This is a genomic window from Microcoleus sp. Z1_B2, from assembly GCF_036700325.1.
GTDB lineage: Bacteria > Cyanobacteriota > Cyanobacteriia > Cyanobacteriales > Microcoleaceae > Microcoleus.
The window spans coordinates 43,454-57,658 of record NZ_JAUBOQ010000035.1; the positions used below are offsets into that span (position 1 = coordinate 43,454).

Genomic DNA, 14,205 nt, shown 5'->3' on the forward strand with positions numbered 1-14,205 from the left:
AAAGTAGCTGGAATGTGATTTTATATTTAGCTAAATGGTTTCTGTCATGTTCTTTCGCTCTTTTTTTTACCGCAGATTAAAGCAGATTTACGCAGATTTACGCAGATGGAAGAATGACTATTGCTATTTTACCATAAACAAAACCCGCAAGATGCGGGCTTCATTTTAATCATGGCAATTTAACTGATTACTACATTACAACCGCACTCATCAAAGTTTGCACATTTTGTAAAAGAGCAGTAGTCAAATTATGAGTCACAGGCAAACTGTCAACCACTATTCCCGCGCACAATAGCATCAGGTACAGAATAGAGTATTTGAAGAGCGATCGCGCAACAATCTTATCCTCTGGAGTCTGCAACAGCAACCAAGCTTTTTGGGCAAAAATAGCACCGAGGAAAATAGCTGTTCCCGCATACACCGCGCCGGCTAAATTCAGGGGATAAACTAGCAGCAAAGTTGCAGGAATCATCAATAGCGTGTAAATCCAAATTTGGCGGGCTGTCTCTTCGTCGCCCTCAATTACAGGTAACATGGGCACGCCTACTTCCTTGTATTCATCGCGAATCATCATTGCTAATGCCCAAAAATGCGGCGGTGTCCACAGGAATATTATCCCAAACAGCAGCCACGCACCCCAACTCAAATCTCCTGTCACCGCAGCCCACCCAACTAGCGGCGGAATCGCCCCTGCTGCACCGCCGATGACGATGTTTTGCACGCTGTGACGCTTCAGCCAGTGGGTGTAAATTAGGACATAGAAAAGGATGCCTGACATTGCTAGCAATGCCGCTAATAAGTTGGCAACAACTGTGAGCAATGTAAAGGATATTGTAGCTAGGGCGATCGCAAATATCAAAGCATCCCGCTTCTTGACACGCCCCGAAGGAATCGGCCGCCACCGGGTGCGCTCCATGATATAATCGATGTCGCTGTCGTAGACACAATTAATCGTATTCGCCGACGCAGAAGCTAAAGCGCCTCCAGTAATAGTTGATACCAGTAATAGCGGATCTACTTCTCCTTTGGCCGCCATCCACATTCCTGCTGATGTCGTGATTAGCAGCAGTAAAATAATTCTGGGTTTTGTTAGTTGATAGTAACTTTTCACGACTTGCGAAAAGTTTTCGTGGAGACGGGGGCTATTGTTTGTAAGAACTTCTTGCATCGGTTATTAGTTGTTAGTTTTCAGTTGTCAGTTAGTTGTCATTGGTTCGTAGGGGCGGGTTTTACGAGAGATATCTGCCGTAGCTAAAAGGATTAATAAACCCGCCCCCACCGACGAGAGATAAATCAGCCCTCTCTTACTCAAGGAATAGATAAATCTGCGTTTTAGAGAGTGTCCGGTTGATTGGTGCTTGTCTGGGCGGGGCGGGTTTAGGAAACTGTTGGCTTTTATCGAGAATGATGGTGAACCCGCCCCTACAAGACCTTGGATTATAATAATAACGATGCTACCGGACATAATATTACTCTCAAGCTGATAAAACTCGATCGCGCCAAGCTAAAACACTAAAAGCTATCAGGGTTCCCAGCAAAGCAGCACCGACTGCTTGGTGGGCGACTGTCAGCGGTTCTACCTGAAGGTGCAGCCGGAATGTTGCTAATCCCAGAACTAATTGAGCCATTAGGCAAACACTCGCCCAGTTAGCCAGTTTTCGCAAATTTGGACTCAGTGCAGGCTGCCGCCAAGCCATGACTGCTACTGCTAAAGTCGCTGCTGTAGCTGGTACGATACCGGCGATGTGGCTGTTCATTACCGAGCACAATTCTGAGGAGTCCAAACATTGGTGCAGTGCCCATCTAGAGCCTACTAATGCTCCTAGCAAACTTTGCAGGTAAACTAACAATGCTGCGATCGAACTTACCCAAGCTAATTTGCCGACATTTCCTGTAGCTTGGTAGGGAGTCAGCATGAAACCGATGACTAGCAGGGCGCCAAAAAATAGTAAAGCTGTTCCCAAGTGAGCGGTAACGATGTCAAATCTCAGCAGTTGTGTTACTGTCAAGCCGCCCAATACGCCTTGAAAAACGATTAAAAATAGTGCTCCGGCGCTCGCCCAAGGCAGCCATTTTGGCAGGCGGCTGCGGTAAAACAAAGATAGTCCTAAAAGTGCGATCGCGCTCAGGCCAATCGCTGCTGCGTCCAATCGGTGAAACCATTCCAGAAATACCTGCAAATTCATTTGCGCTGCAGGTATTAATTGACCGTAGCACAGCGGCCAGTCGGGGCAAGCGAGCCCCGCATTCATGACTCGCGTGGCGCTGCCTACTGCCATTAACAGCCAGGTTGCGATCGCAATTTTCCACACTAAGCCGCGGATAATATCTTTTGGCTGCCACTGCACTCCTGCTGCTTTTGGCTGATTTAAAACTGAGTTTGCCATGAACTTTACCTTAGCCTTTGTTATCGATCGAACTTAATGAAATAGCGAGCTTTTACTTTTGCTGAGCTTAGCGGAGCTTAACACTCTTTTTCTGTGACAAACCGTCATATATACTACCTTAGCGACATCGCAATCCAATTAGTTTGTCTTTAGATATTTTTCAACTTTCCTCTTTACATTACAAAGTATTGCAGCTATTTTTATAAATTTCAACAAACTTTAATTATTTTACCGAACCCTTTGCTGTTACAGCCTCCCTCCCTGTCCCCCTCGCGGAGAAAAATAAAGATATGATTAAGAAAAGCTTTTTTTCAAAGGTTTATGATATATATCCAACTTTAACGTAAAAATTTGTAACTAAATACAGGACTCAAGAGTTACCCCCTAGGTGTTTTTCAAGGTAGTTCTCAGGTTTACTCACCTTAGATTGTATAATTCAGTTCCAACACTCAGCGTTTTATCTAATCCACCAGTTATCATTTCTTGCCTGCTTAACTAAATTGGGAATGGAGGAAGTGGCGCTCTTGCAGGGTAGGGTTCACTAATCTTTGAATCGGTAACTTATAAAAATTCCTGCACTTTTCTGGTGGAACCACCTTGAAGGCATTCAGACTAAACAGTGCGAGCGCTATTTTTACTAGGCCAATGTTACTGAATTATATCATGTCCGGGCGATCGCATATAATAAGGGAGTAGTGACTACTGGATTTTAGGCTTGCATGGTGCCTCAGCTCCGAAAGCATCAATTGATAGATAAAATTACCCTATCTGACGCACCATACATCAATTCGGGATCGCCAAGTTAAAATCACTTTTTCTCCTCGATCAAGGTTTTTTACTTGCTCCTAATAACTAATGACAATGACTAATGACTTCGTTATTTCAAAAATCTAAAAATGTAAAATTATGTCACAAAAAAATGAAACTGCTGTTCTCATCTTATCCCTCCTAATTACGATCGGACTAGCCGGTGCAGGTATTTGGTGGCTGACAAGCCGAGGCGGCATCAATGTCGGGGGTTTATCACCCCAAAATCCGACATTTCCCAAGCCTCCGACTAATTCGTCGCAGTCAGATCAGGCAATTGAGCAGCGTCTGAGTGCCGGACAAAAAGTGTTAATTCCAGAGCAAGCCACAACAACTAAACAAGCAGCAGTACAGGCGATCGCATCTGGCAACTATAACGCAGCTATTTCCGACTTACAAGCTTCGCTGAAAACCAATCGCAACGATCCCGAAGCCTTAATTTACCTCAACAACGCCCGCATCGGCGATCGGAAATCCTACACAATTGCCGCCGCAGTTCCCATTGGAGGCGATATCAATGCGGCTCTAGAAATTCTGCGGGGCGTAGCTCAAGCTCAAAATGAAATCAACCAAAGAGGCGGCGTTAGCGGGACTCCATTAAAAGTGCTAATTGCTAAGGATGACAACAACCAAGAAATGGCTGCCCAAATTGCTACTGCTTTAGCAAATAATTCGGAGATTATAGGAGTAATCGGGCATTTTGGTTCAGATACAACGCTAGCAGCCAGCAAGATTTACCAGCAAAAACAATTAGTAGCAATTTCTCCCACAAGTACGTCTGTGCAGCTCTCAGGATCTGCCAAAAATACATTTCGGACTGTGCCGAGCGATCGGTTTGCGGCTAATGCTCTTTCGCGCTATATGGTGGGAAAATTGCAAAAGCAAAAAGCTGCTGTATTTTTTAATTCTGCCAGCAGTTACAGCAAATCTTTAAAAGATGAATTCACTACTGCAGTTTACGGAGATGGCGGACAAATAGTATCAGAATTTGACTTTGCTAAGGGCAATTTTAATGCCGCTGATAGTGTTAAAAGTGCGATCGCCCAAGGAGCAGAAGTGATTCTGTTAGCATCCGATTCAACCACGATCGACCAAGCTTTGCAAGTAGTGCAAGTAAACGCCAAACGGCTGCCATTACTAGCGGGAGACGGTGCTTATACTGCTAAAACACTGCAAATAGGTGGCGCAGGAGCAACAGATATGGTGCTGGCTGTTCCTTGGCACATTCTCGCAGATCCGCAGTCCAACTTTCCCCAAACATCCAAACAACTTTGGAATGCTGAAGTAAGTTGGCGCACAGCTTTAGCCTACGATGCGACGATCGCGTTAATTGCCGGTTTAGAGCGCAATCCGACTCGTACAGGCATTCAACAAGCGTTATCGGCTTCAGATTTTTCGGCAAAAGGAGCATCGGGCCCGATTCGGTTTTTACCTTCGGGCGATCGTAATCGCGCAGTTCAATTAGTAACTGTTAAACCCGGAAATCGCACCAGTTACGGTTACGAATTTGTGCCGATTAATTAAAAAACAAGTTCTGGTCATTTGTCTATGTATAAGCTGTTCTCCATTTAAATTGTGTGTCAAAAATCACTCAAATTATTGTGGGATGGGCACGCGAGCCCGTCCCGAATATGCAATTTAAACGCGCAACAGCTTAGCAGAAGGAAGAAGGAAGAAGCAATAAAATCAATCGTGTCAGCCATTAAGGATCGCGAATTAAATAATTTACACAAGTTTGTGAGTTGGGCGTCCCGCCCGCCCTTTCTGGACGGGCGGGACGCCCATCCCACAAGAACCATCAAAATTCTAAGTTATTTAATTCTCATTCCTAACAAGTCCTAACCGTCTTGGCGGTTGCTATAAAATCTACCATTCTTCCTTGGCGGGGGCAGCTTGATGGGATTTTTTGTTAGCGCGATAAAGGTTTGGTGCAAGCCGCGCGGGATGGAAACTCGATCTAAAGTTGCGAAACTGCGATCGCCCTAACTGCCCTATTCCTCTCAAAAACAGCCCTCGGTTTCAAAGCAATTCTCAACAACAGCCACAACGATCGCCATTCTCCGGGAGTTTCCTGGCGCTGCCACTGGCCCGGGCGACAGTACAGCATTTCGATCAAACAGCGGTGCTGGCTAATGTTCAGGCGATCGAACGCAATTCGCACAGTGGGAAATTCCGCAAAACTGCACTCTTTTTCATCCCGAAAACTCGACTCCCACTGAGATTTATCGCTCACCAACTCAATCTTAGCCACAGGAATAAAACAGTTCTCTTCCATAATTTCCAAAGTCGCCGAATCGCAATCAATCAAACCTTTTGCCAAAGGACGCTCAGTGCCAAACTCAACAACAGACGGCCCTACATATCTCCTTGCTTTGACTGTCGCACTGCGAGGGAGCGCTTTTATTTTACCCTGGGATAAAGTTGTCGGAACGGCATATTTTGGCAAAATGTCTGCTGCTGTAAAACTCTCTTTACTGCCTTTATTTTTCACCGCAAAACTTGGCCACTGTGTCAAAGCAACTTCCGCGCCACTTTCCGAAATTACAGTGGTTACACCCCAAAAACTTTGACCGCCAATATTCAGTTGTACAACCCTGCGTAAATTGAACCATTCGTAAATGTCCGGCTTAGGAATATCCACCAAAATCAGCAAGGCAATCCCCAGCATCAGCAGGTTGTACGCGCTCCAAATCCATCCCCAACCCAGGCTTTTTGACAAATCTGCACTTTCTGATATTGACTGTACGGTGCCAACATTTTTAACTAAATTAATGTTGAAATTGTGCCACAAACTGACTGCTGTAGCTGCGAACAAGACAATCAAAGGCCATCCCAAATTCCAATTAAAACGAAAGCGATCGCTCGCCATTCCTTTTGGCGTCACCTGAAACCCTTTCCCAAACGGATTCAGCATGGAACTCACCACCGTCACCGCTAAAGGAATACACTGGACGAACGAATAAATATCCGAAAGCAAAGCCGATCCCGATCTGCGGTTCAGCCAAGAAAACACAGTCAGTTGCACCAAATAGTAAGGCAGGAAAAAGTACAGCAATTCCCGCGCACTTGCCCGCAAAGGAATTATGCCAAAAAATGAATAAGCTAAAGGTATCAACAGATATAAAACCTTGGTTAAACTGGTAAACCAGTGCAACAATCCTTCCAAATGAGACAGCCTTTGTACGAATCTGAGACCGCGAATTGTTAAAGGATTGGAATCAATAAAAAATGCCTGAAGCGTGCCTCGCGCCCAGCGTAGCCTTTGATTTAGATGAGCCTCTATACTTTCAGCCGCCAAACCAGCACTCAATTTTTCATCTAAATAAACTAAGCGATATCCGGTTGCTGACAGCCGAATTCCGGTAAAATAATCTTCGCAGATTGAATCTGTGACCAAGCCTCCCGCTGCTTCTAAAGCACTTCGCCTCACAACAAAAGATGTACCGCAACAAACTACGCTGTCGGCGCTGTCTTTGATGATTTCAATTTGCCGATAAAAGATTTCTTCTTCCGGCGCGAGCACATTTTCTAAACCTAAATTCCGGGAGATGGGGTCGTGATTGTAAAAGCTTTGCGGTGTTTGAACGAGGGCGATCTCGGGATTTTGAAAAAATCCAACTGTGCGAGTTAAAAAGTTTTTAGTGGGAATAAAATCTGCATCGAAAACTACAATTAGTTCTCCATTTGTTAGGGCTGTGGCATGATTGATGTTTCCAGCTTTGGCGTGAATATTATCGGGTCTGGTTATATACTCGCATCCCAGTTCTTTTGCCAGCAACTTGATTTCAGGCCGCTTGGTATCGTCGAGCAAATATACTTTTTTGTTGGGATAATCTAAGGCTTGACAGCCGATTACACTGCGCCGTAAAATGAAAGCCGGTTCGTTGTAAGTTGGGATAAAAATATCTACGGGCGGGGTGAAGTTTCCAGCTTCCACTGCAACTGCCATGCGATCGGCTTCTCGACGCCGGTCTTTCATTCTCAGCATTAAATACAATTGAATACTGCTGTTAAAAACCAGTAACATTTCTAGGAAAAACAGCCCCAAACTAAAGATACCGTTGAGGGGATCGGTTAAATTTAGAGTAGCGAGCGATCGCCATAAAACGTAGCGAATCGTTAAAGCCAGAACTATTGCAACTACCACAGCGCGCGACCATTTCTGCGGTTGAGGCGAAATTTTAATTGCAGCTAAAGCGGTCGAAACCAGCATAAAAGTCGGCAGTAACAAATACATCTTGCTCGTAGCAGGCACTTGCAGCCACACAGGCGGGTTTTGCTGCCAAATGTTAATTGTGGCAAAAATACCGCTGACTGTACCTTCACTGCCAAACCAGGCTGCGGCGATCGCACCTGCGAAAGCAACCACCCCCAACACGACTAGCGTTGCCGTCTGCACCCGCGAAATCCGCCCAAAGCGGCGTTTCAAGTCTTGAAAATCAAATCTTGAAGTTGTCATAAAATAATTTTAAAGTCCCGATCGTGCATGCCACAGTAAGGGTTTCCTGCTGTCCACTTTTTACTTCAGTTGAAAATTCCGACACTCCCCAATTACTATTTTTACATTTTTTAACATTCTGACCCTTGTATGATAATTCATCTTGCTTGCTGTTGCCAAACTGCTAAGCGAGTCCAAACCTGGCCAAATATAGCAGAAGGAAGAAGGAAGAAGGCTTTAGTTACCGAGGAGAGAAGTCAATCGATTTTAGATTTTAGATTTTAGATTAAAGAATTGAAGCATTGACCCCCCGGATAAATTGGGGGGCTTGTATCCTGGATGCTTTCGGTCAGAAGCAATATTCGGCAAGGATTTCAGCAATGTCCGTAACAGGCTTTCCGGCCTGTTCCATAATAAAAAATATTTCTTGGGGGCCGTTTCTGCGACGCCGCCCATAAAAATCTTACTAAAAATTCTGCCACATCTCAGTCATAAACGTCGGGCGCGCTTGCTATAGTTCAAAAAAAATTACACCAGTTCTCAATCTTGGTGAGGTATGCCCACGGAGGCCTATGCCCACGGAGGCCTATGCCCGCTTATCAAGCGTGCACCTCATGTTACAGAGAAAGGCTATATCTTGTCTAATTACTAGAAACGCCTTTATTGGAGTAAAGCGGAGTTGATTGACGCATATTGATAGCCATCTTGTTTGTGCAAGAATTTGACGTTGCTCATATCTTTTGTACTTAGTCTAAAATTACCGATCTTAATCTCAACACCTTTATCTGTTGGAGTCTTGACCCGTCCAACGTAAAGTCCTGATTGGAATCGCTTGCGGTCTTCTAGAAGCTGAATGGCAACAATATCACCAGTCCTACAATGAGTAAAAGACTGTCTAGGCTTGGCACAAGGAAAACCGTATTTATCGTTTCTAGTGGACTGTCGATTCCCTTGTCCTGTTGATTTAATCAGCAAGGGCTGTAAGGCGAGCATCTCCAAGGAATCAATCTGACCCACACAAGCCGCATCTAACCAGTGAGTTTTAGGCAGGCTTAATCGAGTGCGGTTGTATTTGGTCAGACCACCCGAACCTGTGGAGACAGGAATACCCGCTTCTTTGAGTCGGTTGAACAATGCCCATCGGGTTGAGTTGACAGCCGCCGCGTCTTTTAATGGGCGTTTTGCTTGAGCTAGAACCGATCGCAGAACATCTGGCTTTTTGGCTAAGAAAACGCTAATATCCTGAGTCCCTTTTTTGAGATTGCATTTCTCGCAAGCCAGGCACAGATTGGAGATCCGATTTGTGCCACCTTTTGCTTTGGGCTGGATGTGTTCGACTTGCAATGGTGTGTCAGTCACGTCGCAGTAAGCGCATTTCCTGTTCCATTTATTCAATAAATACTCGCGGATTTCGTACCCACATAAAATGCCTTGCTGATACTGAATGCCTGAGATTTCTGGGTTTTCAAGTTGTTGTAAATCAAATCTGACAAGCTCCTGAACGATCTCACTGATGGGTGCAAATTTGATTAATTTATTCACCCATGTCAAAGTAGTTTCTACGCGATGCTGCAAACTTGGAGGCAACCAACCTGAAGGGCGGGTGCGATTGAGAAACCGTGCTTGCCGATAGCGAGTGTGACGATAACGCCTCCCCCGACGTAGAGAACGACGGGATTCTAAAGATGCTTTGATGGCTTGACCGCGATGAGTCAACTCAGCACCAAAGATTACTTTGTCGTTTTGAACAAGAGCAATCCCTGTGGTTTTAGAACCGGGGTCTAGTTTAATTGTGACGGGTTTAGGAATATCTGCAACCTCTTTTTTGAGAATGATGCTGAACGGATATCTTCTAAAAACAGACGCTCTACCCATCGATAATAAACGTCTCGCCATAGAAGGCTTACATGGTGTCAGCGGTTTCTTGTTGGCATCAATTACAAAAACGAAATTGGGTTTCAACATTTTGGCGTTGCTTCCTAAAAGTAAAGTTTGCTTCAACCCTGTTATCTTCTCGGTACTATGCAGATTGCACTTCCTCTAACCAATCTCGGATGTTTAACAATCTACTTACAGAGCTTGGAACTAGCGAATCCCAAGGTGTGAACTTAAACGCTTAGAGATAACGATTACTCGCTTTGAGTGGTCTGGAGTAGCTGCAATACCTCGGATTACGCCGAAATACTACGGATTGGTGCTACTCTACAAATCAAATAGGATTGCTATATCAAACTATAGCAATCCCTAGGATTTAACAATTAGCCGAATTTGACATCTAACTAAAGGTAGATTAATTTTATATTAATTTAAAAAAATTACCGCGATCGCAGCACAAAAATTTAGCCATCCAAAAACTAATCAGCAATTTCTAATTGCGAGATTGCATAGCGGGCGACAGCCAAACTAACTCTGGCTTGTTCTATTTCCGACAATTGGGCCCAAGGTCTTTTAGTAGCCATCACTAATTCTCCCCCTTCCGAATCCACATCTCGCATGGCATAAGCCAAAGGACGTGCCAACACCTGCAAATCTTCCTCAGCCCACTGAGGCAAAATATCTAAGACGCACTCTACCATTTGGTCAGCTAAAGATTGATACTTAACAGTGGCGTTTTGCACGCTTTGAGCGATGCTGGCCAGAAAATCTTGAGGAACGCGAGCAAATTTCTCGCGCAAAGACTTTTGCAGAGAAGTCGTCAGCCAAACTTGTTCTAATTGCGAGAATAAAACTTGGGACTTCAGGGCAATATCGCTGTCGCTGAATGAATCAGATAGCGCAAATTCCTGCTCTAGGGCAGTTAAATAAGATTCCGATTCAAGCTGTGCAGGATTCCAGGGGTAAGCAACATCAGTCTGAACAATTGTGGCGAGAAGTTCCATCTGGGCCTGAGTTTGAGAATCGCGAAAATATTCAGAATCAGTAGATTGGGTAGCCATGATGTAATACCTAAGTGGGAAAAGGAAAAGACAGAGGGGGGACTGTGCCAAGAGCTAGTGCCGAGCTATCAGTGGTGAGTAACTCTCTTAAATTCAGACTGGAGACTTAACGCCTAGAACTTTGCTGTGCTACTCGCCGCTTGTCTTCATTAGCTACACCCGCACCTTAATTCGTTCCGCAATCAGTCTCACTGTAGCCCGAAGTTTTAGGAACCTCAATAGTGAACTCAAAAATCTGACCTTGAGAACTGCCAAATTTTAGCTGAGTCCCGCTGCGTAGCAGCAATTCTTGGTGGTGAACTCTCTGCCATCCCTCAGAGCCCAAAACTAGAGTCCCGTAGCGAGAAAAATCGCGCAGGAAGTAGCTAGGTTCTTCCCGGCTATCTCCGATCGTGTTTCGGCAGAAAATCTCGGCGTGTTTTTGAGAAACCCACTGTTCTCGAATCACTACGTCGTTTTCTTCCCAGCGTCCGACTCGAACCATACCTGCGCGAATGGGCCAAACCTGATTGCTCGAGTCGGTGGATTTGCCATTGGGTCGATCGCGCCCCCGCAAATAAGCACAAGACGGCAACCGTCCCAGCCAAGTAGAAGAATTTAAAGGCAACTCAGTTTTCAGGTCATCTACCGGCTCAGTTAGCTGACCGTCAAACTCAGGGTGCATATACAGCACAGGCAGCGTCCAAGCCGGTTGATTGAACTTGTAGAGCGTCAGTAACTGCTGTCTGGCGACGGCGACTGCCCGATCGATCGACATCCGTCCGGCCAAAGCTTGGGCAAAAGTTTGGATAAAACTCAGGGCCTCGCGATCGGCGATCGAGTCCCGCATCCCCAACACCGCAGGCACCCCGTGATGGATCAGTACCTCAGCCAAACTGCTGCGGGCGATCGCCTGTTGCTGGCCGTTAGTTGAGTGCCACCTCTCCACCGCCGGCTGAGCTCCCCAGCAGGCATTAAACACCGCCAGAGTCACGCGGCACCGAACTAATACTTGAGCCAGTTCAGTGCCATTAATCGCCGTTTCCGGCCCCAAAAACAGCAAACCGCCGTCGGGGCCCGGTATCCCGTGGCCGGCGTAAAACAGAATGTTGTAAGTTTGCGTTTCCAGCCGAGAAATGAGTTCCGCCGCAGTAGGTTCGATCAGAGTATCGACGCGAGTCGGAACGCTGATGTCAAAATATTTGCCGCTGTCGTCGGTTTGAAAAGCACTTTCCAGAATGCCAGCTAGGGCGAGTGCTTCTTCTCCCAACTGCAAATGACCGTTATTACTGTTGGAAAATTGAGAATTAGCACCGCCGCCTGGTTCTGCTTGTCCCAAAACTAGCAAAATGTTGAGCGACTCCGCAGGATGCAGGGGTGGCAAAGGTTCAACATTGCTGGTAGTGCGGCTAAAAAGCAATTGCTGCGACAGAGAAATTGCTGGTTGACCAGCTTGAGGCTGCATAATTTCCCAAGGTAAAGCAATTAAATACGGTTCGCGCAAGTCTACGCGCACTCGCAGGGGTAGATTTTGCCCGATCGCGATACCTTTACTTTCCTGCAGACTACCCTGAATCGGCCCTTCAAACAGCCACTGCCAAAGATTAATCCCCAAATGCTGCATCAGGCGACTGCTGTAGCTTGCCGGTGGCCGAGGCGGATGCTGATCCCCCTTGTCGCCCCACCCCCCTTGACCGAGGTGGAGGGGCACAGAGGGCGTCGGTATTCGTTGTTCAGTTTCTGCCAGTATATTCTGGTTGTTTTCTGGCGAGACCAAACTGCCATCAGGATTTAGGGGCAATTCGTGAATTGTCCCGGAGGGCGAAAACATTTCCTGCCAAGCTTTCCAAGATTGGGAGAGGGTATCGGGCCACATACAGTCGTGGTGAACGTACCCGCTGGGATAAGGAGCTTGTAGAACCCAAGTGGCAAAATGGTTTGCCCCAGCGGTTCTCAGGCGAGCGATCGCTATACTGAGGCAAGGACTTTCAGGGCGCGCCATTCACAAAAAAGCTCGGTAAGTGGGAAGCTCAGAGACTTTAGTCCTGAGAGGAAAACGACCCGGCGATTTCAATCGCTTTGAATCCCCTTGCGGGGTAGAGGGGTATGGTTGCCCCTCTGGTGAGGTATGGTTGCCTCGATCTCCCTTGCGGGGTAATGTTAGCTTCGCCAATGTTATAGAGGCTTGCGCCGGCTGGCAGCACTGCCTCAGTGACTTTAAGGCTGTTTAACTACTAGCGACAGAGCAAGGGACTAGCTTCGCATCAAGCGGGTGTCGTGACCTAAATAACGTAGCCAGTTAAGGCGATAGCTGGTCAGTACAGCTTGCTCGATCGCTCTTACAAGCGAGCGTGGCTTTAGCCCGCTCGTTACTGACAACTACCGACTCTTGATATAGGGTGGGATTGAGTTTCTCTATTTGTAGTTTATCGGGTTTGGGGTGCGATCGAGTGCGAGAGATTGCTTTGGGAGTTTTTACTTAGTGCCCAAAAATTTATCAATACTCGGTAAATCTACCCAAGTCCCCGTAGCATTCGACTCCTGGGTCAAATCCATCAACAACTGCGAGTAAACCCCTTCTCTGAGGGACGGTATCAAGGATTTACCTGCATCTATTGCTTCAACCCACCTATCTACTACTCGAATAAACGGTGCAATTCTCCCGTCTGGATAAACTTGAGGAAACTCCAATCTTTGAGGAATTTTGATTTCAGCTAAAGGTTCTCCACCTTGGGAACCCCACAAGCGAAATCCGTGGACGTAATCTTGCTGGTTGTCGCTTCCCAACACCAACGTACCCTTACTCCCGTATATTTCCACCCAGTGTCCCCGCCCTTGATACGTAACAGAACTCAAACAAACTTGGCAAGGCGTTCCCCCAGCTAATTCCAACATCAACGTGCAAGAATCATCTGCATCAACTAATTTTAATTTTCCCGAATCATTCGGATCTGGCCGCCGCGAAATTCCTGTAATCAATTGCCCAGAAAGCCTCTGTGGCGGGCCGAACAGCCAGCTAATATAATCAAAAACGTGAGAACCAGTCGCGCCCAAAACTCCGCCGCCTCGCTCTTTTTGCGCGTACCAATTCCAGGGGCGACTCGCATCAGCGCGGCTCGATACCAGCCAATCAATCTTAATTAAACGCTTTTCTCCCACATATTCTGCTGCCAATAGTTCTGCTAGCATTTGCCATGCGGGGATGAAGCGAAACTCAAAGTCCATTGTGGCAATTGCTCTCGAACCACCATTTTTAAAATCGGTTTGAGATTCGTTGTTTGCCAATCGGTAAAGTTCCCTGGCTTCATTTGCTGTCAGGGCTGTGGGTTTTTCTAATAATAAATGCTTGCCTGCTTCCAAGACGGTTTTTGCCATTTCATAATGCAAAAAGGGCGGTGTGGAAATGCTGACTCCCGCCACTTCTGGGATGGCTACTATATCGGCGATCGAGTCGCAAGCGTAGGGGATATTGTGGGTAGAGGCGAGATCCTTTGCTTTGTCTAAATTCCGGTGATAAACAGCCACAACCTCTGTCCGGTGATGGGCCTGGAATCCGGGAATGTGTACTTTTTGACCAAAACCGGTACCGACTACTGCAACGCCAATTTTTGACATAATTTAATAATTGGGAATTGGGAATTGGGAACTTGTGCTGCCC

8 protein-coding genes are annotated in these 14,205 nt (G+C 46.3%); 1 reads left to right on the plus strand and 7 read right to left on the minus strand.

What is annotated here, in order from left to right; genetic code table 11:
• Positions 1 to 190: 190 nt before the first annotated feature.
• Both QT984_RS20275 and QT984_RS20280 read right to left on the minus strand, forming a co-directional pair.
• The gene (locus tag QT984_RS20275; RefSeq protein ID WP_333231419.1) at positions 191 to 1,168 is read right to left on the minus strand and encodes a heme o synthase; all 978 of its coding nucleotides are present in this window, start codon (positions 1,166 to 1,168) and stop codon (positions 191 to 193) included.
• 307 nt (positions 1,169 to 1,475) lie between these two features.
• Positions 1,476 to 2,387: a heme A synthase gene (locus tag QT984_RS20280; protein ID WP_333056707.1), complete on the minus strand. Its 912-nt coding sequence runs from the start codon at positions 2,385 to 2,387 to the stop codon at positions 1,476 to 1,478.
• 906 nt (positions 2,388 to 3,293) lie between these two features.
• Between QT984_RS20280 and QT984_RS20285 the strand changes: the two genes are divergently transcribed.
• Entirely contained in the window at positions 3,294 to 4,718 is a 1,425-nt protein-coding gene (locus QT984_RS20285) for an ABC transporter substrate-binding protein (RefSeq protein WP_333374774.1), read from the plus strand.
• Positions 4,719 to 5,151: 433 nt separating this feature from the next.
• Here the strand turns inward: QT984_RS20285 and QT984_RS20290 are convergent, their stop codons facing one another.
• The 5 genes from QT984_RS20290 to QT984_RS20310 all read right to left on the minus strand — a co-directional run bounded on the left by QT984_RS20290 (position 5,152) and on the right by QT984_RS20310 (position 14,162).
• Positions 5,152 to 7,653, minus strand: a complete 2,502-nt coding sequence (locus QT984_RS20290) for a glycosyltransferase family 2 protein (RefSeq protein ID WP_333209777.1) — start codon at positions 7,651 to 7,653, stop codon at positions 5,152 to 5,154.
• A gap of 639 nt (positions 7,654 to 8,292) precedes the next feature.
• Entirely contained in the window at positions 8,293 to 9,597 is a 1,305-nt protein-coding gene (gene iscB / locus QT984_RS20295) for an RNA-guided endonuclease IscB (protein ID WP_333209835.1), read from the minus strand.
• A gap of 389 nt (positions 9,598 to 9,986) precedes the next feature.
• A complete protein-coding gene (locus tag QT984_RS20300) occupies positions 9,987 to 10,568 on the minus strand; it encodes a hypothetical protein (RefSeq protein WP_333209775.1) in 582 nt (193 codons plus the stop codon).
• Positions 10,569 to 10,734: 166 nt separating this feature from the next.
• The gene (locus tag QT984_RS20305; protein ID WP_333209773.1) at positions 10,735 to 12,549 is read right to left on the minus strand and encodes a CHAT domain-containing protein; all 1,815 of its coding nucleotides are present in this window, start codon (positions 12,547 to 12,549) and stop codon (positions 10,735 to 10,737) included.
• 473 nt (positions 12,550 to 13,022) lie between these two features.
• Complete coding sequence (locus QT984_RS20310) at positions 13,023 to 14,162, minus strand: Gfo/Idh/MocA family oxidoreductase (protein ID WP_333056700.1); 1,140 nt, start codon at positions 14,160 to 14,162, stop codon at positions 13,023 to 13,025.
• Positions 14,163 to 14,205: the final 43 nt, after the last annotated feature.

Bases quoted from the DNA above. Each gene is read 5' to 3' on its own strand.
- QT984_RS20290 (WP_333209777.1), bottom strand. From the start codon at position 7,653: ATGACAACTTCAAGATTTGATTTTCAAGACTTGAAACGCCGCTTTGGG.
- QT984_RS20300 (WP_333209775.1), bottom strand. From the start codon at position 10,568: ATGGCTACCCAATCTACTGATTCTGAATATTTTCGCGATTCTCAAACT.
- QT984_RS20285 (WP_333374774.1), top strand. From the start codon at position 3,294: ATGTCACAAAAAAATGAAACTGCTGTTCTCATCTTATCCCTCCTAATT.
- iscB (WP_333209835.1), bottom strand. From the start codon at position 9,597: ATGTTGAAACCCAATTTCGTTTTTGTAATTGATGCCAACAAGAAACCG.
- QT984_RS20310 (WP_333056700.1), bottom strand. From the start codon at position 14,162: ATGTCAAAAATTGGCGTTGCAGTAGTCGGTACCGGTTTTGGTCAAAAA.
- QT984_RS20305 (WP_333209773.1), bottom strand. From the start codon at position 12,549: ATGGCGCGCCCTGAAAGTCCTTGCCTCAGTATAGCGATCGCTCGCCTG.
- QT984_RS20275 (WP_333231419.1), bottom strand. From the start codon at position 1,168: ATGCAAGAAGTTCTTACAAACAATAGCCCCCGTCTCCACGAAAACTTT.
- QT984_RS20280 (WP_333056707.1), bottom strand. From the start codon at position 2,387: ATGGCAAACTCAGTTTTAAATCAGCCAAAAGCAGCAGGAGTGCAGTGG.